This is a genomic window from Noviherbaspirillum autotrophicum, from assembly GCF_000818395.1.
GTDB classification, from domain to species: Bacteria; Pseudomonadota; Gammaproteobacteria; order Burkholderiales; family Burkholderiaceae_D; genus Noviherbaspirillum; species Noviherbaspirillum autotrophicum.
In genome coordinates, this window is record NZ_JWJG01000028.1 from 4,341,686 (window position 1) to 4,366,470 (window position 24,785).

The following is a 24,785-nucleotide window of genomic DNA, read 5'->3' on the forward strand; positions in this document are numbered from 1 at the left end:
GTTCACTTTTCGCTACACTGGGCGCTCCCCTCAAGGAGCGTTCATGCAATCCAGACTCTGGTCCCTGACACTCGGCAATTTCGCCATCGGCACCGGCGTGATGATCGTGCCCGGCATGCTCAACGAACTGAGCACCGACCTGCACACGTCGCCGGCGGCCATCGGCATGCTGATCTCGGCATTTGCGCTGACGATCTGTATCGGCGGGCCGTTTCTCGCCAGCTGGACCAGCGCCATCGAGCGCCGCACACTGCTCACGGGAGCGCTGCTGCTGTATGCGGCCATGCACCTGATCGCCGCCGGCGCGCCCGGCTACAATACCTTGCTCGCAGCGCGCATGGTCACGGCCGTCGGCGCGGCGCTGTTTACCGCGCAGGCGGCGGCGACCGCCGGCCTGATGGTGCCGCCCGAACAGCGCGGCAAGGCGATTGCGCTGGTATTTCTCGGCTGGTCGATCGCGGCGGTGGTGGGCACGCCGATCGGCGCCTATCTCGGCGCGCATATCGGCTGGCGTCCGACGATGGGGCTGGTCGGCTTGCTGGCGGCGCTGTTCGCCGCCGGCGTGTGGCTGCAACTGCCGCGCGGCCTGTTCGTCGCGCCGATGGACCGCGCAGCGTGGCAGGCACTGTTTGTCAATACGCCCCTGCTGCTGGCCATTTCGGTCACCGCCATCCAGGCGCTGGGCATGTTCACCGTGTTTTCGTATCTCGCGCTGGGGCTGAAGAATTCGATTGGCGCCACGCCCGCCGTCATCAGCATGATGTTCCTGTGCTTTGGCATGACCGGCGTGATCGGCAATGTGCTCGGCGCGCGCGTGATGGACCGTATCGGTCCGGTGCGCGTCGGCATTGCCGCCATGGCCTGCATGCTGAGCGCCATTGCACTGTGGCCGTTCACATACGGCTCGCTGCCGCTGACGGTGGCGCTGACGCTGGTGTGGGGACTGGGCTGCTTTGCCGTCAACGGCGCGCAGCAGGCGCGGCTGGTGGCGATGGCGCCGCCCCTGGCGTCGGCGTCGGTGGCGCTGAATTCCTCGGCGATCTACCTCGGGCAGGCGCTCGGCGCATTCATTGGCGGCATCATCGTATCGTCGCGCGGCACGGCCGACTTGCCGCTTTACGGGGCCGTGCCGATGGCATTGGCGATTCTGGTGTCGCAGCTGGCGGCGAAGATGGCGCGCCGCAGGAAATTTGAAGGAGTGATATGCGAGTCGTGAGCGTGAATCTGGCCGCCGTCGGCGAAATGTTCATTCGCCAGTCGGAGCGCGACCATCGGATCATGACGGCGATTCACAAGCAGCCGGTGGCGGACGCCGTGCGCGTGAAGCGGCTAGGCCTGGCCGGCGACGAGCAGGCCGACCTGACTGTGCATGGCGGGCTCGACAAGGCGGTGTATGCGTATCCGTCGGAGCACTACGCATTCTGGGCAGCGCAGCGGCTGGCCGCGCTGAAGCGCGAAGTGCCGCTGCCGCCCGGCTCCATGGGCGAGAACCTGACGCTGGCGGGTCTCCTGGAGCGCGATGTCTGGGTTGGCGACCGGCTGCACGTTGGCAGCGCCGTGTTGCAGGTGACCGAGCCGCGTCGGCCCTGCTACAAGTTCGCCGCAAAGATGGGCTTTTCCCATGCGGTGAAGATGATGACGCAGTCCGGCTTTACCGGCTTTTACCTGCGCGTGATCGAGGAAGGGGAAATCGCGACAGGCGATGCCGTGACGTTGCTGCCCGGCACGCGCAATGTGTCGATTGCGCAGGTCAACGAACAACGTCTGAAGGGGCGCCAGCGGGATTTGTTTTGAAGCCGGTCGCCACCAGCGCGCTGCCGCCCGTCCACAGCCTCGCCCATCCGGGCGGCCACGGCAAGGGCGGCCCGGAATAGGCCGGCACGCCGCGCCGCACCGGGATGACGGGCAGGTGCTGAGGCACCGGGCCGTCGCGCATATCCCAGCCCAGCGTGTAGGCGTAATTCGGCAGCAGCGCTTCGCACACGGCATCGAACCATGCGCTGTGGTCCTCGTCGCGGCGCAGTGCCTGCGCCAGTCCGTGCGGGTCGAACTGTGCCAGCGAGCGCGCCAGCTCCTGTGCCGTCGCGCCCGGCACATCGCCCCAGCCCATGATCGGATTGAAGTTGTAATCCGCGCCCGAGCCATACCATCCTTCGCGCCACGGCCGCTCGATCCAGTTGCGCTGGCCGGTGAACAAATGCCAGCGCCAATGCAGCCCGGACGGTTTCGGCCAGCTGTACAGGTACAGCTGCTGATAGCCGGCGCGATGCAGTTCGCGCACCATCGCCATCAGGCGCGCATGCGGCATGCGGTCGGGCGCGTCGCGGCGAAAGCGGATCGGCTCGCCGTCGGCGTGCTGCAGTTCGTCGTGCGACAGGTTCAGGTCGAGCGTGCGCACTTCGTCGCCGAAGCGCACCGATACCCAGCCGGTCAACAGGTTGACCGAGGTAACGACGCCATAGCCGCGATGACGGTGAAAAATAACGGTGCCGGGTGCAACAGGCTTCATGAATATCGATGCAATCCTAAAATGCGAATGCTGTCTTCAAATCAATAAAAATGCCGGCGGTACAGCCGGCAACGCAGGTGAAGAGGCATGCGACAAACTGTAAACCATTCGCCGCGACAAATCATCTTTCAGGCGGGCAAGGAAACACTCACCCCCAACCCCCTGCCATGCAATCCGTCCCCGATGTCGATCGTGCCGCGGTAGCGCTGCACGATGCGTGCCACAATCGACAGGCCGAGCCCGCTGCCTTCCACGCCGCTGCCGCTGACGCGATAGAAGCGGTCAGTCACGCGCGCACGCTCGGCCGGCGCAACGCCGGGGCCATCGTCTTGCACGCTTACGACCACGTTCGCCGGCTGGCGTTCGACGCGCAGCAGCACATGCCCGCCGTCGCGGCCATACTTGATCGCGTTGTCGAGCAAGTTGCCGATCAAAACCGACAAGGCGGTCGGATCAGCTGCAAGCAGGCACGCGCCGTGCGTCGCCATCTCGAGTTCGATGCCGCGGCGCTCGGCTTCGCCGGCAAGCTGCGCGGCGCTTTCCGTTGCGATTGCAGCCACATCGACCGGCCCGGTCATTGCCGCATCGGCATGATCGAGGCGCGCCAACAACAGCAATTGCTGGACGAGGTGGGTGGTACGGTGAACACCGGCGATGACTTGCTGGATTGCCTCGGTACGCTGTCGTTCCTCTTGCGCGGCCAGTGCAACTTCGGCCTGCACCTTGATGGCAGCCAGCGGCGTTCTCAGTTCATGTGCCGCATCGGCGGTGAATGAGCGCTCCCTGTCGATGGATTGAGACAATCTGGCAAGCAGATTGTTCAATGAATCGGCCAGCGGCTGTACTTCGGCCGGAATCCGCTCGAGCGCCAGCGGCTGCAAGTTGCCGGCGCTGCGCGCGCCGATGGCGCGCGACATCGCCGTGAGCGGTTGCAAGCCGCGGCCGATGCCGATCCAGATCAGCAGCGCCAGGATCGGCAGCGCCGGCAACAGCAGTTGGGCCATGCGCCAGGCGAGCTTGTGCAGCAGGCCGGTGCGAATGCCCATCGGCTCGAACACGCGCACCTGATAGCCGGTTTTGGGATCGTGCAGCGCAAAGCTGCGCCATGAACCGCCATCGAGTTCCAGCGTGCGATAGCCGTCGCGCGCGTCGAATGCGGCAGCAGGCGAGCCGGGGCCGCGCATGAGCAGCGCGCCATCATGGCTCCACAGCTGGAAATCGACATGTTGCGCATGGTCGTCGTCACCATCGTGATCATTGAAGTGGTGATCGGGGCGGTGGCTGGAATGATGCACCCTGCCCGCATCGGACAGCAGCTGCAATCGTTGCAGATCAAGCAGCAGCAGGGTGCGCGCGCTCTGCTCCATATGCGCGTCGGCCAGCTCGCCGACTTCCTCGCGCATTTCAGCATAGGCGAATGCCAGCATCGCAATCCATACCAGCGACAGGCTGCCGAGCAGCAGCGCCAGCAGGCGGCGCCGTATCGACAGGCGCCTCATGAGGGCTCTTTCCGGATCAGGTAGCCCACGCCGCGGATGGTCTTGATGAGATCGTTGCCGAGCTTCTTGCGCAGGTTGTGGACATGCACCTCGACTGCGTTGCTTTCCACTTCCTCGTTCCAGCCATACAGGCTTTCTTCGAGCCGCGCGCGCGATAACGCGTTGCCGCGATGCTCCAGCAGGTCGACCAGGATCGCGCATTCGCGCGCCGACAGCTGAATGCGATCATCGCCGCGCAGCACGCACTGGCTGTCCGGCTCGACCACCAGGTCGCCGTAGCGGATCACCGAGACGCTGCGCCCATGGGCCCGGCGCAACAGCGCGCGCATGCGCGCGATCAATTCGGCCAGGTCGAATGGCTTGACCAGGTAATCGTCGGCGCCCGCCTCCAGACCGGCCACGCGGTCGCGCACGGTGTCGCGCGCGGTCAGCAGCAGCACCGGCAAGTCGCTGCCGCGCCGGCGCAACTGCTGCAGCAGCTCCATGCCGGACAGGCGCGGCAGGCCGATGTCGAGCACGGCCAGCTCGTATTCGGTCGTCTCCAGCGCCAGTTGCGCCGCGCGCCCGTCCCTGGCCCAGTCGACGGTAAAGCCGGCCTGTTTCAGGCCGGCTTCGATACCGTTGCCGAGCAAGGCGTCATCTTCCACCAGTAATACACGCATGTGCCTTCCTTTGCCTCCAGCCCGCTTTATCGCTTATCTATCTTAAGCTTAACTTAAGCCAGGGAGGAGGCGGGAAGCGCCTTGGCGGCTGAGGCGCGATGCCGCCTGCGGGACGGTGGCGTGCGATGCGTGAGAGGAAAGGTTGAGTCTGGGGCCTAAGCCAGGAGCGGCTTGGTATGCAGGGTCATCGGCTTCCATGCCGTGGTATGCACCGCTTCGGCCAGCGTGCTGCGGTCGAGCACCGCCATGAAGGCGCGATGCGCATCGATCAGCGGGTTCTTCAAGCCGCACTGCTTGCTCACGATGCAGCAATCGCCCTTCGGATCGAAGCATTCCACCAGGTCGAAATTGGGCTCGGTGATGCGCACGATTTCGCCCAGGAAGATCTGGTCGGCAGGACGCGCCAGCTGGATGCCGCCGCCCTTGCCGCGCGTGCTGCGGATCAAGCCGTGCCGGGCCAGGTTGTGCACCACCTTCACGAGATGGTTGCGCGAAACGCCGAAATAGTCGGTGATTTCGGAAATCGTGGTTTGGCTGCCGAGCTGCGCGAGATACGCCATCACGCGCAGGGAGTAATCCGTATATTGGGTAAGCTGCATGTCGATTCCATGGACCTTTCCCCTATTGTATGTATAGGAAATACCCCTTTTCACTTGATGTCGATCAAGAAATTCCGAACTCAAGCGAATTCCCGACTGGCTTACTTGGCTTTTAGCCATTGCCGGATGCATGCCGCTGACCGGGGCATTGGCCCCGCCCGGACGATGCAATTCCGGTGCGCACGCGCTGGTGAGCTGCATCGAAACCGGTGGAGCATCGTCGCTGATCGTGTGCATGCCCGGCACGAACGCATCTGTGCCGTGTGTCGCGGAAAACGTGAAGCAGAATGGCATGGTTGCGGCCATTAGCCTGATACGCAGGATCTTCTTGGCGCTGCGCTTGTGGCACAGGCATTCCTCGCCGTCACCCAACCACACGCACGCCGACAGCGGCAGCTTGGCTGCATTTTTTATTTACGTATTCATCACGCATGCCGGTTCGAGTCCGCGCACAGGTGCGGCAGCCTATGGTCGATCAGCCATTTGTTGTCGAACCCTTGCAGTCTGCTTCCCGGCACCGGCCTGAGGCACAGCGTTGTGAAGGTAATCAGACGAGATCGGCCACATCTCGATTGCACACAATTTTCCGCACGGCTTGCAACTGAACACGCCGACACCCATCTAACTCGACGATTCCGTTGTCGCGATTGCGTCTGCTGCGCTACTTTTTTCTTGAGGAATATTTAATGGGGCGATCCATCCGTCTGTCACTTTCTGCATTACTGGCCGCGCTCGTTCTTGCCGCATGCGGCGGCGGTACCAGCGATTCCAGCACACTCTCGCCATCGGCGGCAACGGCTGCCACCAATGACCCGAGCGCGCCGCAGGCCACAGGCGACACGGCAACGGATGGCTTCAACTGGTTCAACTTCCGCCGCGCACAGCTCGGACTGGCGGCGATGACGCGCAACGGCAAGATCGATGTCGCCTCGCTCGGGCATTCCAATTACCAGAAGATCAACAACGTCATCACGCATGAGCAGACGCAAGGAAATTCCGGCTTCACCGGCGTGCAAGTCAGCGACCGCCTCGCCGCCGCCGGCTATGCCCTGCCGCATGATAACTATGCCTATGGTGAAGTCATCTCCAGCACTTCCAGCACCTCCGGTTTCAAGGCGGCGGAGGACTTGATCGCGGCGATCTATCATCGCTTTCTCGTGTTTGAGCCGATGTTCAAGGAAGCCGGCGCGGGTGCGGCATCGGTGAACGGCGGCTCGACCTACTTCACCAGCGATTTCGCGGCCATCGGCCTCGATGCAGGGCTGGCTCACGCTGGCGTCGTGACCTATCCGTTCCCGGAGCAGCAGCGCGTGCCGGTCAACTTCTTCAGCGATAACGAGTCGCCCGACCCCGTGCCGGACCGGAACGAAGTCGGCTATCCGATCAGCGTGCATGCCAATATCGTATCGACCGTGCTGGTCGACAGCTTCAGCGTGCGCCCGCGCGGCGGCGCGGACGTGCCCGTGCAGTTAATTGTGGGTGCGGCCAATCCGAAAACGCCTGCGGTGGCCGTCGACAGCCATGCTTCGCCGTCGGCCGCCGCCATCATCCCGCTCAGTCCGCTGGCCCACGGCACCACCTACGACGTGCAGTTCGCCGGCACGATCGATGGCGTGCCGGTCAGCCGCTCCTGGTCTTTTACGACTCAGTAAGCCGCTATTCCATGCCGCCGGGCGGCGAATCTGATATTGTTTCCTTGAGTCAATTTTTACAATATCAGAGGCGTGGGCGGCACGATGACCCTCAATCCGATCATTCCGTCGTGCGACGACGGCGAGCTGATGTCCGTTGCCTTCGAGGCAGCGGGCGTCGGCATCTGCTTTTTCGATGAAGACGGCCGCTTCCTCAAGGTGAACCAGGCGTTTTGCCGCATGACCGGCTACGCGATGCAGGAAGTGGTCGGCGCGCCGTGGACGCTGCTGGCGCCGCCGCAGGTGGCGTCGTATGCCGGGCGCTTCATCGCCGCCCTGTTTGCCGAGTCGCCCAAGGTGGCCGACGAATGGCGCCTCCGGCGCAAGGACGGCTCGCTGCTGACCGCCATCGTCAGCTTCAAGCCGATCACCCTGTCGTCCGGTGCGCGCCGCGTGGTGCTGACGTTTACCGACATCGACGAGCGCCAGGCCGCCCAGGACATCGCGCTGCGCCGCTCCCGCGACTTGTATCGCGACGTGGTGGAAAACGTCAGCGAAGCGATCGTGGTGGTGCAGGCCGGCGCCCTCATCTACGGCAACCCGCGCGCCGCCGAGCTGTCCGGCTACACGCTCGACGAACTCAAGAGCATGCCGGTGACAGCCGTGATCCACGCCGACGACATCGATGCCGTCAACGCGCATTACCGGCGCTGCATGGATGGCCAGGCGTCGCAGCAGCGTTATGCGCAGTTTCGCATCGTCCGCAGGGGCGGCAGCGCGCTGTGGGTCGAATCGAGCGTGGTGCGCATCGACTGGGAGGGGCAGCCGGCGGTGCTGGCCTTCCTGTACGACCAGAGCGAGCGCCGGCGCCAGCAGGAAGCGCTGGTCAAGTCCGAAGAACATCACCGGCAAGTCGTCAACAACGCCATCGAAGGCATCCTGGTGAGCCAGGATGGAAAGATCGTGTTCGCCAACCAGCGCATGCTGGAGCTGACCGGCTACCAGCCGCAGGAGATGATCGGGCGCCCCTTGCTGGTCGATGTGCATCCCGACGACAAGGCCTTTGTCATCGAGCGCCATCTGCGCCGCATGCGCGGCGAGCACGTCGATCCGCGCGCGGTCTTCCGCGTCAACAACCGGATCAGCGGCGACACCTCGTGGGTCGAGGTGTCGACCGTCACCATCGAGTGGGAAGGCCGGCAGGCGGCGCTGTCGTTCATCAACGACATCACCGAGCGCAAGCTGCTCGAAGACAAGCTCAAGCAGACGCTCGATGAACGCGAAACGATCCTGGAGCATTCCATCGTCGGCATGGTGTTCCTCAATGCCGCCGGGCGCGTGCATTGGGCCAACAGCGCGATGTTCCAGATCTTCGGCGTCGAGCACGGTGACCCGTTCGGCCGCTCGCTCGAACCGTATTACCCGTCGCGCGAAGCCTATCTGCAAACCGGTGCCGCCGTCGCCGAGGCGGTGGCTCGCGGCGCCTCGTTTGAAATCGAAATGCCGCTGCGGCGCGAAGACGGCAGCCTGTTCTGGGCCTACCTGTCCGGGCGCGCCGTCAACCGCACCGACCTGTCGCACGGCACGGTGTGGGTGGTGATGGATATCACCAAGCGTCGCCAGCTCGAAGCGGACCTGAACAAGTCGGAAGAGCATTACCGGCAGGTGGTCAACAACGTCACCGAGTGCATCCTGGTGGTGCAGCACGGACGCATCGTGTTCGCCAATCCGCGCCTGACGGAACTGACCGGACTGACGCAGCAGGAATTGTTCGAAGTGCCGTTTCTGACCGCGATCCACCCGGACGACCGGCCGCTGGTGCTCGACCACCACACGCGCCGTCTGCGCGGCGAGCCGGCCGAGCAGCACTACCAGTTCCGCGTCGTCAACGGCAAGACCGGCCATGCTACCTGGGTCGAGCTGTCGGCGGTGATGATCGACTGGGAAGGCGCGCCCGCCACGCTGTCGTTCATGACCGACGTCACCGAGCGCAAGATCCTCGAAGACAGCCTGAAGCACAGCGTGGCCGAACGCATCCGGCTGGAGACCTTGCAGATCCAGAGCGAGCTGAAGGAAGCCGAGCTGGCGCGCATGCAGGCCGAAGAAACCACGCGCGCCAAGTCGATGTTCCTGGCTAACATGAGCCATGAAATCCGCACGCCGATGAATGCCATCATCGGCATGGCGCATCTGGCACTGCGCACCGCCTTGAATCCGAAGCAGCGCGACTACGTTGAAAAGATCCGCAGCGCCGGCATCTCGCTGCTTGGCATCATCAACGACATTCTCGACTTTTCCAAAATCGAGGCCGGCAAGCTGAACATGGAGTACGTCAGCTTCAGCCTCGAGGATGTGCTGTCCAACGTGGCCACCGTCACCGGCGCGAAGGCGCACGAAAAGGGGCTGGAATACCTGTTCCGCTTTCCGCTCGATATTCCGCGCGGTTTGATCGGCGATCCGCTGCGCCTCGGGCAGGTGTTGATCAACCTGATCAACAACGCCATCAAGTTCACCGAGCAGGGCGAAATCGCGCTCGCCTGCCGCCGCGTCGACACCAGCGCCGACAAGATCCAGCTGCAGTTTACGGTCAGCGACACCGGCATCGGCATGACGCCCGAGCAAACCGCCAGGCTGTTTCGCGCTTTTTCCCAGGCCGACGAATCGACCACCCGCAAATACGGCGGCACCGGCCTTGGCCTGTCGATCACCAAGCGCTTGGTCGAACTCATGGGCGGCACGGTCTGGCTCGATAGCGAATCGGGCGTGGGCACCACCATCTGCTTCACCGCCTGGTTTGGCCTGTCCGAAGCGCCGGAGCGGGCGCACCATGCACCGCAGGCAATCCACGGCATGCGTGTTCTGCTGGTGGACGACAATCCGAGCGCGCGCGCGGTGCTGGCCGAAAGCCTGGCGGCGCTACCGCTCGAAATCGATCTCGCCGCCGGCGGCGCCCAGGCGCTGGAAATGATTCACCTGGCCGACGCCGAGCGCCCCTACGGCGTGGTGTTTACTGACTTGCACATGCCGGGCATCGATGGCATCGACCTGATCGATACCGTCAAGAGCGACGCCACGCTGGCGGCGCCGCCGCGCATGGTGCTGCTCAGCTCGGCCGGCCGCGACGAGGCGCGCTTTCGCCTCGAGAACGTGCAGGCCGACGCTTTCCTGACCAAGCCGGTAAGCGCGTCGGTGCTGGTCGACACCATGGTGGAACTGTTCGTGCCGAGCGCGCAGATGGAAATGGCGCGCAATGGCGAGAGCGCCCCGCGCTTCGACAACCTCACCGTCCTGCTGGTGGAAGACAACGAAATCAACCAGCAGATCGCCGGCGAACTGATGCAGCTGGCCGGCATCGCCGTGGACGTCGCCGGCAACGGCCGCATCGCGCTGGACCAACTATTGGCGGCCGGCCCCGGGCACTACGGCATGGTGTTCATGGACGTGCAGATGCCGGAAATGGATGGGCTGGAGGCGACGCGCCGGCTGCGCGCCGACGCGCGCTTCGCCGACCTGCCGGTGGTGGCGATGACCGCGCACGCGATGGCCGAGGAGCGCGACCGCTGCTTTGCCGCCGGCATGAACGATCACCTGACCAAGCCGATCAGTCCGTCGGAACTTTACCGCGCCATCGGCCGCTGGTGCCCGCAGCACGTGGTGCTGCAAGATGAAGGCGCGGCGGTGCAGGCCGGCGGCGCGGACGAGCCGGAGCTGGTCATCGCGGGGGTCGACGTGCAGGACGGTCTGTCGCGCACGCTGGGCAACCGCGCATTCTATCTGGAGATGCTGGAACGCTTCTGCGAAGGGCAGCGCGACACGGTGGCGGGCATCCGCCAGACGCTGGAACAGGACCGCGTGCTGGCCGAGCGCATGGCGCACACCTTGAAGGGCGTGGCGGGCTTGCTCGGCGCTTCCGAGGTGCAGCAGCTGTCGGCCAGGATCGAAGCCGGCATTCGCGGTGGCGCCTTGCTGGACGAGTTGCAGCCCGTGCTGCATGAGCTGGACGCGGTCATGCGCGCATTGTTCGACGCAATCGCCGCCGCGCTGCCCAAATCCGTCGCGCCGGGGCAGGCGCGCCCGGCCGCGAGCGCAGCGGTCGACCGTGATGAGGCGCAGGCACTCATCAGCGAGTTTGCGCTGCTGCTGCGCCAGTGCGATAGCGAAGCGCTCGACGTACTGCAGCGCGGCGGTGCCCTGCTGGCGGCTGCACTGGACGACGACACTTGCCGGCTGATTGAACGCGCCGCCCGGCAATACGATTTCGACGCCGCACTCGACGCGCTGGCCAGCGGCGCGAAAGCGGGCGGCTATGCCGTGTAAAGGATGAGCCAGAACATGAACAGCCCGCGCAACCTCGAACCGAAGCCGACCATCCTGATCGTCGACGACACGCCCGACAACATCACCCTGCTGTCGGCGCTGCTCAAGGACCAGTACAAGCTGAAGATCGCCACCAGCGGCATGAAGGCCCTGCAGATCGCCTGTGCCGCGCCGCATCCGGACCTGATCCTGCTGGACGTGATGATGCCCGAACTCGACGGCTACGAAACCTGCCGGCGCCTGAAGGCCGACCGCGCGACGGCCGACATTCCCGTAATCTTCCTGACCGCGAAGATCCGTCCGGAAGACGAGGAAATGGGGTTGAGCCTGGGGGCCGCCGACTACATCGCCAAGCCGATCAGCCCGGCCATCGTGCGCTCGCGCGTGGCGACCCAGATCAACCTGCGCCATGTGCGGCTGTGCCTGCAGGACCAGAACCGGCTCCTGGAACATCTGGTCGCCGAGCGCACCCGGGAGCTGGTCAAGATGCAGGACGCGACCATCCTGGCCATGGCCCTGCTGGCCGAGACGCGCGACAACGAAACCGGCAACCATATCCGCCGCACCCAGCACTATGTCGTCGCGCTGGCGCGCCGGCTGGCGGCGCATCCGCGCTTTTGCAGCCAGCTCACGCCGGAAAACATCGAGCTGCTGTTCAAGTCGGCGCCGCTGCACGACATCGGCAAGGTCGGCGTGCCGGACCGCATCCTGCTCAAGCCCGGCAAGCTCGATGCCGATGAATTCGAGCTCATGAAGCTGCATACCGTGTACGGGCGCGACGCGATCGTGTCGCTGGAAAAATATCTCGGCGGCAGCAACGACTTCCTGCGCTTTGCGCGCGAGGTCACCTATTCGCATCAGGAGAAATGGGATGGCAGCGGCTATCCGCAGGGTTTGAAAGGCGATGCCATTCCGATCGCGGCGCGTCTGATGGCAGTGGCCGACGTGTATGACGCCCTGATCTCGCGGCGCATCTACAAGCCTCCGTTCAGCCACGAGAAGGCGGTCGGCATCATGAAGGAAGGCCGCGGTACGCATTTCGATCCGGACGTGCTCGACGCCTTCCTGGAGGTCGCGGCATCGTTCCGCGATATTGCCAAACAGTTCAGAGATGACGAAGACGAATTTTGAGTAGATAATTGCCTGACAGCAATATCAACAAGGGATCGCCATGCCCACCCTGAACGACGTTACCTTCCTCATCATCGACGACAACGATATCAGCCGCTCGATGATGCGTCATCTCCTCAACGCCAGCAAATATCATGTCGTCGGCGAGGCGGGCAAAGGGCAGATTGGTCTGGCGCTGATCGAAAAGCTGCAGCCGAACATCGTTTGTCTCGACGTCGTGATGCCCGACCTGAGCGGGCTGGAAGTCTTAAAGCGCATCAAGGCGCAGGCACCGCATATTGAAGTGCTGATGGTGACCGGTAACAAGGATCGGGATACCGTCATGGAAGCCGTCGAGCACGGAGCCTGCGGCTACATCGTCAAACCCTTCAATCCCGAAACCCTGCTGCGCACGGTCGAAAAGGCGGTCGCGAAAGTGCTCGCCCAGCCTGCCGCGCAACGCGCTGCCCAGACCGTTTTGCCGCAGCAATCCGACCCTGCACCCAGCCAGGCGTGAACGCCGGCCCGAACTGCCCACATTTGATGTGGTCAAGATTGTGGATAAGCATGAATAACCATGCTTATCTTCATGATTTGCAAGGCATTTCTCCTGTTGATTAAAATCAAGGCACACTCTGCCGCGCGCTTGACGAACATCTGGCCGTTTCCATAGTCCTAACCGAGAAATTCAGCAGGAGGCACTATGGCTGCAGTGAAGTACACCAAGGCAAACTGGGTGGCGCAAGCCGATATCCAGGAACTCTCCGATGGCAAATACCGGGGCGTGGTCATGATCAGTCGGGAAAGCGGCGCCGGCAGCGACGATGCCGAACACACCGTCGACGCGGTATCGGACAGCCCGGAAGAGGCGCTGGAAGAAGCCAAGGCACTGGCGCATCGCATCCTGGCCGAATTCGAGGCATAGAGCCTTGCCGCCGTGGCAGGCCGGTCGGCCCGCAGCACCTCGTTTCAGCGGCGGACAAAAAAAACCGCACTGCTTGCGCAGTGCGGATCAGTCCGATTCACGAAGAACAGGAGGAAACGGAATTCAATATATCGAAGAACTTGGCCTTGGGCCATCCCATGTGCATGGTAGGTCCCTCCCCGTGTTTTCAGTCCCGCCACTTGCCCACATTTGCTGTGGTTAATGTTGTGGATAACGCAGGGCAATGGATGCTAACTGGATGATCCTAAAGGAAATTTTTCCTCTGATCAAAATCAAGGCAAGCAGCCCGCGCGTTAAGAAATATCGTCAAGCCGGTCCAGCTTGATGACTGCCAGAATAAAACTGGCGGCAATCGTGCCCGTGACGAGGACCCCAAGCAAAGAAATCAGTGCAGCCAGCATCTTGTCTCCTTTGAGCGCATAGCCCGATTGTTGTGTTTTTATTAAAGCACTCCAATCGGCTGAGGCGTTGACTTAACTCAGTTCCTGATAGGAAAGAACTCGTGTCGCTTCAGCGGGCGGCGATAAGCTTTCCATGAAGGAACAATTGCTTGAAATCATGGTCTAGGCTTCTTCTGATTTATTCTTTCCGGGACCTATACCGATGCTTGACGATCAATTTCATGAAGAACTGCGCGCGCTCCGCAACTTGGAGAAGGCAGTTCGCGCTTATGGTGTAACTTCCAAGGTAGTGTCGGCGCCGCAGCGTATGGAAATGCTGGCGATTGCCCTCAAGGGTGTGGTCGAGGCGCGCAAGTCAGCCATCCGCAAATCGAAACTGAGCCCCTCCAGAAAATCGACTGAACGCTAAGCCCGTACTTTTTGCCAATGATCCATGGAGCTTTTATTCTCTGGCAAGGTCTAACGTATCGATTGCCGCAGCAATGCGGCCGACGTTAAACCGTGAAAAGGAGTTTGCATGAAAGCCCAGCTTATCGCACTATCCATGATGGCCTCGTTGGCCATGGCGCCTGGCGTCGCCAGTGCCAAAGGATGCCTGAAGGGGGCGGCCGTCGGCGGCGTGGCCGGTCATGTGGCCGGCAAACACGGTGCCCTAGGCGCTGCAGCGGGATGCGCGATCGGACACCACAAGGCCAAGAAGCAAGCCAACGAGCAAGCCGCTGCGCAAAGCAGCGGCGACACCGGCCAGAGCACGCAGCCCAAGAGCGCCGCCGGCAACAAATAAGTTACGCCGGCTTACTTTCCAATACAGAAGCGGCTGAAGATCACGCCGAGCAAATCATCCGATGTAAATTCACCGGTGATGCTGTTCAAGCGCTCCTGCGCCAGCCGCAATTCTTCCGCCAGCAGGTCGAGCGCGGCGTCATTGATCTGGCTATCTTTGGCGGCATGCAGCGCGGCCATCTCCAGATGATCGCGCGCCGCCTTTAACGCCAGCAAGTGTCGCTCGCGCGCCAGGAAGCGCGATTCTCCAGTCTGCTGCCATCCCGCCACCCGCAGCAGTTCGGCGCGCAGCAGGTCGATGCCGATGCGCTCCGACGCCGACAGGTAGATGTGCGTCGCATCCGGCATGCGATCGATCGCCGGCTTGTGTCCCGACACGTCGATCTTGTTCCAGACACGCAGCACCGGCACGTCGTGCGGCAGACGTGCCAGGATGTCTTCGTCGCCGCGCGTCGGGCCGCGGGTAGCGTCGAGCAAATGCACGATCACATCCGCCTTGCGCACTTCGCCCCAGGTGCGTTCGATGCCGATGCGCTCGACTTCGTCGCCGGCGTCGCGGATGCCCGCCGTGTCGATGATGTTCAGCGGCACGCCTTCCATCTGGATCGTTTCCGTCACCTTGTCGCGCGTGGTGCCGGCAATCGGCGTAACGATGGCCACGTCAGCGCCGGCCAGCGCATTCAACAGCGAGGACTTGCCCACGTTCGGCTGGCCTGCCAGCACTACGTTCAAGCCGTCGCGCAGCAGTGCGCCCTGCGCGGCTTCCGCAAAGATTTGGTCGAGGCTGGCGCGGATGCGTTCGAGCTGGCCGCGCGCATCGGACTTTTCGAGGAAATCGATTTCCTCTTCCGGAAAATCGAGTGTGGCTTCAACCAGCATGCGCAAGTGGACCACCTTGTCGACCAGGTCGTGGATGGTTTTCGAGAACACGCCCGACAGCGATTGCGAGGCCGACTTGGCCGCTGCCTCGGTCGATGCCTCGATCAGATCGGCGACCGCTTCGGCCTGCGCCAAGTCCAGCTTGTCGTTGATGAAGGCGCGGTGTGTGAATTCACCCGGCTGCGCCATGCGCAAACCGATATCCTTGCCGGCCGCCAGGCAGCGCTGCAGCAGCATCTGCATAACGATCGGCCCGCCGTGGCCCTGCAGCTCCAGCACGTCCTCTCCGGTGTAGGAATGCGGCGCCTTGAAGTAGAGCGCGATGCCCTGGTCGATGGCGCTGCCGTCTTCATTCAGGAACGGCAGGTAGGTCGCATAGCGCGGTTTCAGTTGCGTACTGCCGCATACGGCCTGCATCACGCAGCTCAAGTCTTTGCCGGATACGCGCACGACGCCGATGCCGCCGCGCCCTGGTGCGGTCGCGATGGCCGCGATGGGGGAAGAGTCGTAATTCATGTAAATGATTGTAATGTCCGCATGGGACAAATGCTGTTGCTGTACGTCAACAATATGCAAGAGCCGGAGCGGAATGGCTTTTTAACCACAGTAAAGTAAAAAGCCCGCGCAAGGCGCGGGCTTGTCATGAACGCGGCGGGCGTTACGCGGTCTTGCCGCCTTCGATCTTCTTCGTGATCACCCACTGCTGCGCAATCGACAGCACGTTGTTCACGACCCAGTACAGCACCAGGCCGGCCGGGAAGAAGAAGAACATCACCGAGAACACGATCGGCATGAACATCATCACCTTGGCTTGCACCGGGTCCGGCGGCGTCGGGTTGAGCTTGGTCTGGATGAACATCGACACAGCCATCACGACCGGCAGGATGTAGAACGGATCGGGCGCGGCCAGGTCGTGGATCCAGCCCAGCCAAGGCGCGTTGCGCATCTCGACCGAGGCCAAGAGCACCCAGTACAGCGCGATGAATACCGGGATCTGCACCACGATCGGCAGGCAGCCGCCGAGCGGGTTGATCTTCTCGGTCTTGTACAGCTCCATCATCGCCTGGTTCATCTTTTGCGGATCAGACTTGTAGCGCTCGCGGATGGACTGCATCTTCGGGGTCACGGTCTTCATCTTCGCCATGCTGCGGTAGCTGGCCGCCGACAGCGGGAAGAACGCGAGCTTGATCAGGACGGTCAGCGCGATGATGGTCCAGCCCCAGTTGCCGAGCACCTTGTGGATCTGGTTCATCAACCAGAAGATCGGCTTGGCGACGATGGTCAGCCAGCCATAGTCCTTCACCAGTTCCAGGCCGGGAGCAATTTTTTCCAGCACGGCCGATTCTTCCGGGCCGGAATACAGCACCGTGTCCATGGTCTTGGTCGCGCCCGGTGCAATCGTGCCCAGCGGCAGGATGGTGCCGACGGCGTACAGGTTGGTGTCGAGCTTCTTCGTGAAGATTTCACGCGGCGCTTTTTCCGGCGGCACGATGGCCGACACAAAGTAATGCTGCACCAGCGCGATCCAGCCGTTGTCGGCCTTTTTCGCGTGCTCCGCCTTGCCTTCCTCGATCTTCTTGAAATCGATCTTCTGGAATTTCTCCCCCTCGGTGTAGACGGCCGGGCCGGTGAAGGTGCTGTAGAAACGCGATTCGCCTTCCGGTTTGTTGCCGTCACGCACCAGTTGCACATACAGCGACGGATTGATCGGCGCATTCTGCGCGTTGGTCACCGCATGCTTGACGTCGACGATGTACGAGCCGCGCTTGAACACGTAAGTCTTGGTCAGCTTGACGCCGTCCTGCTCGGATTCCAGCACCAGCTGCAACTCGTTGTTACCGTCCAGCGTGCGCGGCCCGGGTTGGGCGACGAAGGTGGACTTGTGGTTCGGCAAGGAAATGTCTTGCGCGCCGATCAGCCCGCTTTGCGCGAGATAGACATGGTTTTGCGCAGCATCGAACAGCACGACATTCTTGTTTGGATCGATGGTGTCCTTATGCTTGAGCAGCTCCAGGTACTTCAGCTCGCCACCCAACGTATCGATCTGCGCCTTAATGACGTCGGTCGTGATGGTGATGGTTTCGCCCTTGAGCGGGGCTGCCGCGCCCGGCACGGTAGCTGGTGTCGCTGTCGTCGCGCTGGCCTGCGGTACGTCCGACTTGGGAGTGCTGCTTGCAGCGGGCTGGGTTTGCGGGGTCGGCGTCGGGAAGAACATCGACTGCTTGCCGTTATAGCGCATCCAGTTGTCCCACAACAGTAGCAGGGACAACGAGAATACAACCCACAGAACGGTACGTTTGATATCCATAAGTGTATATATGAGAAAGTAGTCTGGAATTCAGCGGTGGCGGCAGGCTGGCGCAGCCGGCTTGCCGGATGGGTTCTGCGGAACCGGATCCAGTCCGCCCGGGTGCCACGGATGGCATTTGCACAAGCGCTTCGCCGCCAGCAATCCGCCCGCAGCTACGCCATGGTCGCGGATCGCTTGTGCGGCGTAGTCCGAGCAACTCGGATAAAAACGGCAATTCTGGCCGAGGAAGGGGCTGATGCCCAGCTTGTACGCGCGCAATAGTAACAGCAAAAGTGTTTTCATTGCCGCTCTTCCCGGATAGCTTGCGAGCGCAGCAATTGCGCCAGCTCGCTGCGCAGTTCTGTCTTGAGCCGGGCAGTAGTGGCCGGCCCAGCCTTCGAATTCACTGGCTTGGACAGCCGCACGATGCAATCGATCGCCGGCAGGGCCGATTGGCGGAACAATTCGCGCGTGACGCGCTTGATCGTGTTGCGCGTGACTGCGCGCGGCGCGAAGCGCTTGGCGGCAATGACGCCAAGGCGCGCACGATCCAACTGGTTGCGGCGGGCATACAGCACGAAATGTGCGCTGCGTTGCACGGGCCGTAAACGAAAAACGGATGAAAAATCATCCGTTTTAACGATACGCCGGTCGCGTGAATACGCTTCGCTCACGCCAGCAGCTTTTGCGGGGCAGTGCTTGGCTTAGACAGCCAGGCGCTTGCGGCCCTTGGCGCGACGTGCATTGAGCACAGCGCGGCCACCGCGGGTTGCCATACGCACGCGGAAACCGTGGGTGCGCTTGCGGCGGACGACGGAAGGTTGGTAAGTACGTTTCATTATTGGTCTCGCTAATCAGCAAAAATGGGTTGGATCATCACGTCAGCCCATTCTTGTTTTGCGCGCGCAAAACGCAACAGGCAGTGAACCCGCAATTAGACACCGATTTCCGCTTGTCTGTCAATTACTTAGATTCGATTGACGGGTTGTGGACACAAGGCTGCGCATGGCCGCCGGCGCAAGGGATAAAACCATTGTCTAGGCAATAAGCTGCTTCTCAGCAGCGGTTCCTTACGCCCAAATTATCCACATTGGCAAGCATTTTTTGTGTGAGGAAAATGACGAGCCCTGTGGATAACTTGCCCTGCCGGAGTTAGAATACCGCTCCCGTGTGAACACTCCCTGGTGCCGGCGTCTCCGTTTGGTACTCCCGCGTACAGACCGTCAAGTTCTCTTGTTCGTGTGTATGGCGGATTGTCTGTGCAACGGGTTTGCGCGCGCCAAGACCGCGTGTTCCGTTTCCACGCACACTATCATTAGAAGAAATTCATGGAAAATTTTTGGCAGAGTTGCTCCGCAAGATTGGAGCAGGAACTGACGCCTCAGCAATTTAGTGCATGGATTAAACCGCTGGTCCCGCTCGATTATGAAGATGGGCGGCTACGCATCGCCGCGCCGAACCGGTTCAAGCTCGATTGGGTGAAGACTCAGTTCGCCAGCCGCATTACCACTTTGGCGGCGGAACACTGGCAAATGCCGATCGATGTGCAATTCGTGCTCGATCCTCGCTCCGGCATCAAAAAGCCGGCGCCGATGCCAGCGTCGGCTGCCAATCATAGCGGTCCCATTGTCGACATGCCGGAAGTACATGACCGTGTCGATATTGCAATGGAAGTAACGACGCGCCGCGACCAGAGCAAGATTAACGAAGCCTTGACCTTCGAGAGCTTCGTGACCGGTAAGGCCAACCAGTTGGCGCGCGCCGCAGCGATTCAGGTGGCCAACAACCCCGGCATTTCCTATAACCCGCTGTTCCTGTACGGTGGCGTGGGGCTGGGTAAAACCCACTTGATTCATGCCATCGGTAACCAGCTGCTGGCTGAAAAGCCAAACGTCAGGATTCGTTACATTCATGCAGAACAGTATGTTCGCGACGTAGTGACTGCTTACCAACGCAAGGGTTTTGACGACTTCAAGCGCTATTACCACTCGCTGGACATGCTGCTGATTGACGATATTCAATTCTTTGCAGGCAAGAGCCGTACGCAGGAAGAGTTCTTCTATGCGTTCGAGGCGTTAATTGCTGCTAAGAAACAAATTATCATCACTAGCGATACTTATCCGAAAGAAATCAGCGGCATGGATGACCGCCTGATTTCCCGTTTCGACTCAGGCTTAACGGTCGCGGTCGAGCCGCCGGAGCTGGAAATGCGCGTCGCGATTCTGCTGAAAAAAGCGGCATCCGAAGGCGTCGTGTTTTCCGATGATGTGGCATTTTTCGTTGCCAAGCATTTACGTTCGAACGTGCGCGAACTGGAAGGTGCGCTGCGCAAGATCCTCGCGTACTCGCGTTTCCACGGCAAGGATATTACGATCGATGTTGTCAAGGAGGCATTGAAAGATTTACTTTCAGTCCAAAATAGACAGATATCAGTCGAGAATATCCAGAAGACAGTCGCCGACTTTTTTAATATCAAAGTCGCTGACATGTACTCCAAGAAGCGGCCAGCCAATATTGCCCGGCCACGTCAGATCGCGATGTACCTTGCCAAGGAATTAACGCAAAAGAGCTTGCCGGAAATCGGCGAATTGTTCGGTGGCCGCGACCATACGACCGTGCTGCACGCGGTGCGCAAGATTGCCGCCGACCGCTCCAAGAATCCGGAAGTCAACCATGAATTGCACGTACTGGAACAAACATTGAAGGGATGAGACGCTGCCTATTGGCTTGTGGATAACTAAGTAAGGACCTGTGCTTAATTTTTGAGCAGTGGCTGGCCGGCGATCCGAAAGCATGGAATGCACCGGTATTTTGGAGTATTTCAGCTATGTTGCCATAGGGAAATAAACGGATCCTGCCCTGCTTGAAGTGAGGGCAAAACCCACACTTAGTTGTCTTGGAAAGGGGCCTTTTCTGTCAAAATAGAGGCTTGGGTAAACCGGTGGATGTCTGCCTTTTTTAGACATGCCTTTTTCCGGCTATCCCGCATCCAGGCATTGTCTCAACTATTACTACAAGGACAAAAGCATGCAATTGGTTAAAACCCAACGAGACACGCTACTCCGGCCTTTGCAGATCGTGAGCGGTATTGTCGAGCGTCGGCACACGCTGCCGATTCTGGCCAATATCCTCATTCGCAAGGACGGCGAAAAAGTGTCTTTCCTGTCCACCGATATCGAAGTGCAGATCACCACGCACGCCGATGTCGGCAGCGGCCCTGAAATCGCCGCGACTACCGTGGCTGCACGCAAGCTGCTCGATATCCTGCGTGCGCTGCCCGACTCCGGCGATGTGTCGCTGACGCTGGCCAACAAGCGCATGACGGTCCAGTCCGGCAAGTCGCGCTTTGCGCTGCAAACGCTGGCTGCCGAAGAATTCCCGACGGTGGCGCAAGCCGAGCAGTTCAACGCCAAAGTCACGCTGCCACAAAAGACGCTGAAGCACCTGTTCAACATGGTGCACTTCTCGATGGCGCAGCAGGATATCCGTTATTACCTGAACGGCATGCTGCTGGTGGTCGACGGCAAGAATGTGATTGCGGTCGCGACCGACGGCCACCGTCTCGCGTTCTGCCAGGTCGAGACGGACCAGGATTTCGCGCGCCAGGAAGTGATCATTCCGCGCAAGACAATCCTGGAATTGCAGCGCCTGCTGGAAGACCTGGACAACCCGGTCGACCTCGAAATCGCGACCAACCAGGTGAAGCTGACGTTTGCCGATATCGAACTGATTTCCAAGCTGGTCGAGGGCAAGTTCCCCGACTACACGCGCGTGATCCCGAAGGGGTACAAGAACAACTTCACGATCGACCGTCAGACGCTGCTGCATTCGCTGCAGCGCGCGGCGATCATGACCAGCGATAAGTTCAAGGGCGTGCGCTGCATTATCAGCCCGGGCAGCCTGAAGATCAGCTCGACCAACGCCGATCAGGAAGAAGCAGTGGAAGAACTCGAAATCGATTACGGTGGCGACAGCATCGATATCGGTTTCAACGTTACCTACCTGCTCGATGTGCTGAACAACCTCAAGTGCGACAATGTGAACGTCGCGCTGGGCGACGCCAATTCATCGGCGCTGATTACGATACCGGATAACGCCGACTTCAAGTACGTCGTGATGCCGATGCGTATTTGATTGACGCATTTGGCCGGTTTATTAACGTAAATCGCAAGGGGGCCGCTGTGGGTGAAGCGCGCCCCTTTGCCGCATTTTTGGAATCTTAATTTTTCGCTGATCGGCTTTCTTCTCTTGGTAGAGAGTGAAGACAAGACCTCCAGCGTTTCGTTCTTTTTGTCGTATATCGTTTTATCAGAAGGCAGCCATGTCCGCGATCCCTCAAGAAAACTCCCAGCCGCAACAAAGCCAGTACGGTGCGTCCTCGATCCAGATCCTCGAAGGCCTGGAAGCGGTGCGCAAGCGCCCCGGCATGTACATCGGTGACACGTCGGACGGCACAGGCTTGCACCACCTGGTATTCGAAGTGCTCGACAACTCCATCGACGAAGCGCTCGCCGGCCATTGCACCGAAATCCACGTCACCATCCATGCCGATAACTCGATTTCCGTGACCGACAACGGCCGTGGTATCCCGACTGGCATCAAGTGGGACGACAAGCACGATCCCAAGCGCAGCGCGGCCGAAATCGTGATGACCGAACTGCACGCTGGCGGCAAGTTCGACCAGAATTCGTACAAGGTGTCGGGTGGTCTGCACGGCGTCGGTGTGTCTTGCGTGAACGCACTGTCCAAGCTGCTCAAGCTCACCATCCGTCGCGATGGCAAGGTGCACCAGATGGAATTCGCCAAGGGCGTGGTGCAGAACCGCGAACTTGAAACGCAGGAAGGCGCCACGGTTTCGCCGATCAAGGTAACCGGCGAAACCGACAAGCGCGGTACCGAAGTCCACTTCTGGGCCGATGAAGAAATCTTTACGCATGTCGAATTCCACTACGACATCCTTGCCAAGCGCATCCGCGAACTCTCGTTCCTCAACAACGGCGTGCACATCAAGCTCACCGACCAGCGCACCGGCAAGGAAGAAGACTTCGCGTTCGAAGGCGGCACGCGCGGCTTCGTCGAGTACATCAACAAGAACAAGAACGTGCTGCACCCGACCATCTTCCAGGCCACCGGCGAGAAGGTTTCCGATCAAGGCACCACCATCGGCGTCGACGTCTCGATGCAATGGAACGACGCATTCAACGAACAGGTTCTGTGCTTTACCAACAACATCCCGCAGCGCGACGGCGGCACCCACCTGACTGGCCTGCGCGCCGCGATGACGCGTGTGATCAACAAGTACATTGAAGAACACGACTTCGCGAAAAAAGCCAAGGTCGAAATCGCGGGTGACGACATGCGTGAAGGCCTCACCTGCGTGCTGTCGGTTAAGGTGCCGGAGCCGAAGTTCAGCTCCCAGACGAAAGATAAACTGGTGTCGTCCGAAGTGCGCGGCCCGGTCGAGGAAATCGTCGCCAAGACGCTGACCGACTTTTTGATGGAAAAGCCGAATGACGCCAAGATCATCTGCGGCAAGATCGTCGAAGCCGCACGTGCGCGCGAAGCCGCGCGCAAGGCGCGCGAACTGACGCGCCGCAAGGGCGTGATGGACGGCCTGGGCTTGTCCGCCAAGCTCGCGGATTGCCAGGAAAAAGATCCGGCGCTGTGCGAACTGTACATCGTCGAGGGTGACTCCGCAGGCGGCTCCGCCAAGCAGGGCCGCGACCGCAAGTTCCAGGCGATCCTGCCGCTGCGCGGCAAGGTGCTTAACGTCGAAAAGGCGCGCTTCGAGAAGATGCTGTCGTCCGAGCAGATCACTACGCTGATCGCCACGCTCGGCACCAGCATCGGCCCGGATGAATTCAACGTCGAAAAGCTGCGCTACCACCGCATCATCATCATGACCGACGCGGACGTCGACGGCGCGCACATCCGTACCCTGCTGTTGACGCTGCTGTATCGCCAGATGCCGCAGCTCGTCGAGCGCGGCCACGTGTACATCGCGCAGCCGCCGCTGTACAAGGTCAAGCACGGCAAGGACGAGCGCTATCTGAAGGACGATGTCGAAGAAGCGCAGTACATGATGCAGATCGCGCTGCACGATGCGGCGCTCATTCCAACCGAAGGCGCGAACCCGGTCGTCGGTGATGCGCTGGCAGAACTCGTGCGTCAGTACAACACTGCCAACGCTATCATCATGCGCCTGTCGCGCGCCGTAGACGAAGCAGCGCTGTCGGCCATCATGACCGGCGTTGTGCTCAACCTCGACGATGCAGCCAACGCCGAAAGCTCGGCGCAGGCGCTGACCAAGGCAATCAACGACCCGTCGGTCGCAGTGGTCGTCAAATCCGACGAGCTGTCCGCCAAACATCTGCTCTCCATCCAGCGTCGCCATTTCGGCAATCTGAAGATCAGCACGATCGATGCCGATTTCGTGCATGGCCCCGACTACCAGGTGCTGGCCAATGCCGCTGCCACATTCAAGGGGCTGGTTGGCCCCGGCGCGATGGTGCGCCGCGGCCAGGGCGACAAGGCCAAGGAATTCGCGATCCGCGACTTCCACGAAGCGATGACTTGGCTGCGCGACGAAGCCGAGCGCGGCGTGTCCAAGCAGCGCTACAAAGGCTTGGGTGAAATGAACCCGGAACAGCTGTGGGAAACCACGATGGATCCGACCGTGCGCCGCCTGCTGAAGGTGCAGATCGAGGATGCGATTGCCGCGGACCAGATCTTCACCACGCTCATGGGCGACGACGTGGAACCGCGCAGGGCATTCATTGAGTTGAATGCGCTGCAGGCCGGGAATATTGACGTTTAATTTTGTGTCGGGCGTAGAGCGCCAAAGTAAATGCGCCTGGCGTCACAAATGTACAACTGGTTGGCGCTAGTTAATGCAACTGGGCTAAGCCGTGTTTAATGGGCTGGAAAAGAGAAAGGGCTAATCGTCGATTAGCCCTTTTTTACTGAAGCCTTTCACCAATGGCTGCTTCTGTTGCAGTATCAGCCGGTGCCAGAACTGTCCAATATGTCTTCAGCGACCCAAAGCGGCCGCATGCTCTTAAGGGAGAACGTGTCTCTCTCCATGCTGCAATCGGGTGTTCACCACAAAGTTCTTGACGCTCTGGTATCGAACATAACGTTGTGCTGGAGGATGAATGAC

Annotated in this window: 22 protein-coding genes; 13 read left to right on the forward strand and 9 right to left on the reverse strand. The window is 60.9% G+C overall.

Annotated elements, in window-relative coordinates; all coding sequences use genetic code 11:
- Nucleotides 1-43 precede the first annotated feature (43 nt).
- Nucleotides 44-1,216, forward strand: coding sequence for an MFS transporter (locus TSA66_RS21410; protein ID WP_040041444.1), 1,173 nt, complete (start codon nt 44-46; stop codon nt 1,214-1,216).
- Nucleotides 1,204-1,794: an MOSC domain-containing protein gene (locus TSA66_RS21415; protein WP_040041445.1), complete on the forward strand. Its 591-nt coding sequence runs from the start codon at nt 1,204-1,206 to the stop codon at nt 1,792-1,794. Before TSA66_RS21410 ends, TSA66_RS21415 begins: the two co-directional genes overlap by 13 nt.
- On the opposite strand, the gene TSA66_RS21420 is transcribed toward TSA66_RS21415, so the two are convergent.
- The 4 genes from TSA66_RS21420 to TSA66_RS21435 form a co-directional block, all read right to left on the reverse strand.
- Nucleotides 1,751-2,509, reverse strand: coding sequence for a hypothetical protein (locus TSA66_RS21420; protein WP_040041446.1), 759 nt, complete (start codon nt 2,507-2,509; stop codon nt 1,751-1,753). The two genes, TSA66_RS21415 and TSA66_RS21420, sit on opposite strands and share 44 nt — an antisense overlap.
- Nucleotides 2,510-2,637: 128 nt before the next feature.
- Nucleotides 2,638-4,008 (reverse strand): ATP-binding protein, encoded by a 1,371-nt coding sequence (locus tag TSA66_RS21425; RefSeq protein ID WP_040041447.1) that lies wholly within the window; start codon nt 4,006-4,008, stop codon nt 2,638-2,640.
- The gene (locus tag TSA66_RS21430) at nt 4,005-4,670 is read right to left on the reverse strand and encodes a response regulator (protein ID WP_040041448.1); all 666 of its coding nucleotides are present in this window, start codon (nt 4,668-4,670) and stop codon (nt 4,005-4,007) included. The genes TSA66_RS21425 and TSA66_RS21430 overlap by 4 nt, the downstream gene beginning before the upstream one ends.
- A 155-nt stretch (nt 4,671-4,825) precedes the next feature.
- The gene (locus tag TSA66_RS21435) at nt 4,826-5,269 is read right to left on the reverse strand and encodes an RrF2 family transcriptional regulator (protein WP_052452690.1); all 444 of its coding nucleotides are present in this window, start codon (nt 5,267-5,269) and stop codon (nt 4,826-4,828) included.
- A gap of 130 nt (nt 5,270-5,399) precedes the next feature.
- Here TSA66_RS21435 and TSA66_RS27160 point away from each other — a divergent pair, with 130 nt between their 5' ends.
- The 8 genes from TSA66_RS27160 to TSA66_RS21470 all read left to right on the forward strand — a co-directional run bounded on the left by TSA66_RS27160 (nt 5,400) and on the right by TSA66_RS21470 (nt 14,458).
- Nucleotides 5,400-5,795: a hypothetical protein gene (locus tag TSA66_RS27160; RefSeq protein ID WP_157691746.1), complete on the forward strand. Its 396-nt coding sequence runs from the start codon at nt 5,400-5,402 to the stop codon at nt 5,793-5,795.
- A 160-nt stretch (nt 5,796-5,955) separates the two neighbouring features.
- Nucleotides 5,956-6,921, forward strand: coding sequence for a lipoprotein (locus TSA66_RS21440; protein WP_040041449.1), 966 nt, complete (start codon nt 5,956-5,958; stop codon nt 6,919-6,921).
- A gap of 84 nt (nt 6,922-7,005) precedes the next feature.
- Nucleotides 7,006-11,217 (forward strand): PAS domain S-box protein, encoded by a 4,212-nt coding sequence (locus TSA66_RS25820; RefSeq protein ID WP_052452500.1) that lies wholly within the window; start codon nt 7,006-7,008, stop codon nt 11,215-11,217.
- A 15-nt stretch (nt 11,218-11,232) separates the two neighbouring features.
- Nucleotides 11,233-12,348 carry a response regulator gene (locus TSA66_RS21450; protein ID WP_040042845.1) on the forward strand — a complete coding sequence of 372 codons (1,116 nt, stop codon included), beginning with the start codon at nt 11,233-11,235 and terminating at the stop codon, nt 12,346-12,348.
- 40 nt (nt 12,349-12,388) lie between these two features.
- Nucleotides 12,389-12,844 (forward strand): response regulator, encoded by a 456-nt coding sequence (locus TSA66_RS21455; RefSeq protein ID WP_084199803.1) that lies wholly within the window; start codon nt 12,389-12,391, stop codon nt 12,842-12,844.
- Between the two features lie 186 nt (nt 12,845-13,030).
- Nucleotides 13,031-13,252 carry a hypothetical protein gene (locus TSA66_RS21460; RefSeq protein ID WP_040041450.1) on the forward strand — a complete coding sequence of 74 codons (222 nt, stop codon included), beginning with the start codon at nt 13,031-13,033 and terminating at the stop codon, nt 13,250-13,252.
- 624 nt (nt 13,253-13,876) lie between these two features.
- A complete protein-coding gene (locus TSA66_RS21465; protein WP_040041451.1) occupies nt 13,877-14,083 on the forward strand; it encodes a hypothetical protein in 207 nt (68 codons plus the stop codon).
- Between the two features lie 108 nt (nt 14,084-14,191).
- Complete coding sequence (locus TSA66_RS21470) at nt 14,192-14,458, forward strand: hypothetical protein (protein ID WP_040041452.1); 267 nt, start codon at nt 14,192-14,194, stop codon at nt 14,456-14,458.
- A gap of 11 nt (nt 14,459-14,469) precedes the next feature.
- Here the strand turns inward: TSA66_RS21470 and mnmE are convergent, their stop codons facing one another.
- The 5 genes from mnmE to rpmH all read right to left on the reverse strand — a co-directional run bounded on the left by mnmE (nt 14,470) and on the right by rpmH (nt 18,465).
- Entirely contained in the window at nt 14,470-15,852 is a 1,383-nt protein-coding gene (gene mnmE / locus TSA66_RS21475; protein WP_040042847.1) for a tRNA uridine-5-carboxymethylaminomethyl(34) synthesis GTPase MnmE, read from the reverse strand.
- Between the two features lie 142 nt (nt 15,853-15,994).
- Nucleotides 15,995-17,644 carry a membrane protein insertase YidC gene (yidC, locus tag TSA66_RS21480; RefSeq protein ID WP_040041453.1) on the reverse strand — a complete coding sequence of 550 codons (1,650 nt, stop codon included), beginning with the start codon at nt 17,642-17,644 and terminating at the stop codon, nt 15,995-15,997.
- Nucleotides 17,645-17,674: 30 nt separating this feature from the next.
- On the reverse strand, nt 17,675-17,929 hold the full coding sequence (yidD, locus tag TSA66_RS21485) for a membrane protein insertion efficiency factor YidD (protein ID WP_040041454.1): 255 nt from the start codon (nt 17,927-17,929) through the stop codon (nt 17,675-17,677).
- Nucleotides 17,926-18,300 carry a ribonuclease P protein component gene (gene rnpA, locus TSA66_RS21490; protein ID WP_040041455.1) on the reverse strand — a complete coding sequence of 125 codons (375 nt, stop codon included), beginning with the start codon at nt 18,298-18,300 and terminating at the stop codon, nt 17,926-17,928. Before rnpA ends, yidD begins: the two co-directional genes overlap by 4 nt.
- A gap of 30 nt (nt 18,301-18,330) precedes the next feature.
- Nucleotides 18,331-18,465, reverse strand: coding sequence for a 50S ribosomal protein L34 (gene rpmH / locus TSA66_RS21495; protein WP_040041456.1), 135 nt, complete (start codon nt 18,463-18,465; stop codon nt 18,331-18,333).
- Nucleotides 18,466-18,954: 489 nt separating this feature from the next.
- Between rpmH and dnaA the strand changes: the two genes are divergently transcribed.
- From dnaA to gyrB, 3 genes are all read left to right on the forward strand, one after another.
- Nucleotides 18,955-20,337, forward strand: a complete 1,383-nt coding sequence (dnaA, locus tag TSA66_RS21500; protein WP_040041457.1) for a chromosomal replication initiator protein DnaA — start codon at nt 18,955-18,957, stop codon at nt 20,335-20,337.
- A 316-nt stretch (nt 20,338-20,653) separates the two neighbouring features.
- Nucleotides 20,654-21,760, forward strand: a complete 1,107-nt coding sequence (gene dnaN / locus TSA66_RS21505; protein ID WP_040042848.1) for a DNA polymerase III subunit beta — start codon at nt 20,654-20,656, stop codon at nt 21,758-21,760.
- Between the two features lie 187 nt (nt 21,761-21,947).
- The gene (gyrB, locus tag TSA66_RS21510; RefSeq protein ID WP_040041458.1) at nt 21,948-24,443 is read left to right on the forward strand and encodes a DNA topoisomerase (ATP-hydrolyzing) subunit B; all 2,496 of its coding nucleotides are present in this window, start codon (nt 21,948-21,950) and stop codon (nt 24,441-24,443) included.
- Nucleotides 24,444-24,785: the final 342 nt, after the last annotated feature.

Bases quoted from the DNA above. Each gene is read 5' to 3' on its own strand.
- TSA66_RS21410 (WP_040041444.1), top strand. From the start codon at position 44: ATGCAATCCAGACTCTGGTCCCTGACACTCGGCAATTTCGCCATCGGC.
- TSA66_RS21415 (WP_040041445.1), top strand. From the start codon at position 1,204: ATGCGAGTCGTGAGCGTGAATCTGGCCGCCGTCGGCGAAATGTTCATT.
- TSA66_RS21420 (WP_040041446.1), bottom strand. From the start codon at position 2,509: ATGAAGCCTGTTGCACCCGGCACCGTTATTTTTCACCGTCATCGCGGC.
- TSA66_RS21425 (WP_040041447.1), bottom strand. From the start codon at position 4,008: ATGAGGCGCCTGTCGATACGGCGCCGCCTGCTGGCGCTGCTGCTCGGC.
- TSA66_RS21430 (WP_040041448.1), bottom strand. From the start codon at position 4,670: ATGCGTGTATTACTGGTGGAAGATGACGCCTTGCTCGGCAACGGTATC.
- TSA66_RS21435 (WP_052452690.1), bottom strand. From the start codon at position 5,269: ATGCAGCTTACCCAATATACGGATTACTCCCTGCGCGTGATGGCGTAT.
- TSA66_RS27160 (WP_157691746.1), top strand. From the start codon at position 5,400: ATGCCGCTGACCGGGGCATTGGCCCCGCCCGGACGATGCAATTCCGGT.
- TSA66_RS21440 (WP_040041449.1), top strand. From the start codon at position 5,956: ATGGGGCGATCCATCCGTCTGTCACTTTCTGCATTACTGGCCGCGCTC.
- TSA66_RS25820 (WP_052452500.1), top strand. From the start codon at position 7,006: ATGACCCTCAATCCGATCATTCCGTCGTGCGACGACGGCGAGCTGATG.
- TSA66_RS21450 (WP_040042845.1), top strand. From the start codon at position 11,233: ATGAACAGCCCGCGCAACCTCGAACCGAAGCCGACCATCCTGATCGTC.
- TSA66_RS21455 (WP_084199803.1), top strand. From the start codon at position 12,389: ATGCCCACCCTGAACGACGTTACCTTCCTCATCATCGACGACAACGAT.
- TSA66_RS21460 (WP_040041450.1), top strand. From the start codon at position 13,031: ATGGCTGCAGTGAAGTACACCAAGGCAAACTGGGTGGCGCAAGCCGAT.
- TSA66_RS21465 (WP_040041451.1), top strand. From the start codon at position 13,877: ATGCTTGACGATCAATTTCATGAAGAACTGCGCGCGCTCCGCAACTTG.
- TSA66_RS21470 (WP_040041452.1), top strand. From the start codon at position 14,192: ATGAAAGCCCAGCTTATCGCACTATCCATGATGGCCTCGTTGGCCATG.
- mnmE (WP_040042847.1), bottom strand. From the start codon at position 15,852: ATGAATTACGACTCTTCCCCCATCGCGGCCATCGCGACCGCACCAGGG.
- yidC (WP_040041453.1), bottom strand. From the start codon at position 17,644: ATGGATATCAAACGTACCGTTCTGTGGGTTGTATTCTCGTTGTCCCTG.
- yidD (WP_040041454.1), bottom strand. From the start codon at position 17,929: ATGAAAACACTTTTGCTGTTACTATTGCGCGCGTACAAGCTGGGCATC.
- rpmH (WP_040041456.1), bottom strand. From the start codon at position 18,465: ATGAAACGTACTTACCAACCTTCCGTCGTCCGCCGCAAGCGCACCCAC.
- dnaA (WP_040041457.1), top strand. From the start codon at position 18,955: ATGGAAAATTTTTGGCAGAGTTGCTCCGCAAGATTGGAGCAGGAACTG.
- dnaN (WP_040042848.1), top strand. From the start codon at position 20,654: ATGCAATTGGTTAAAACCCAACGAGACACGCTACTCCGGCCTTTGCAG.
- gyrB (WP_040041458.1), top strand. From the start codon at position 21,948: ATGTCCGCGATCCCTCAAGAAAACTCCCAGCCGCAACAAAGCCAGTAC.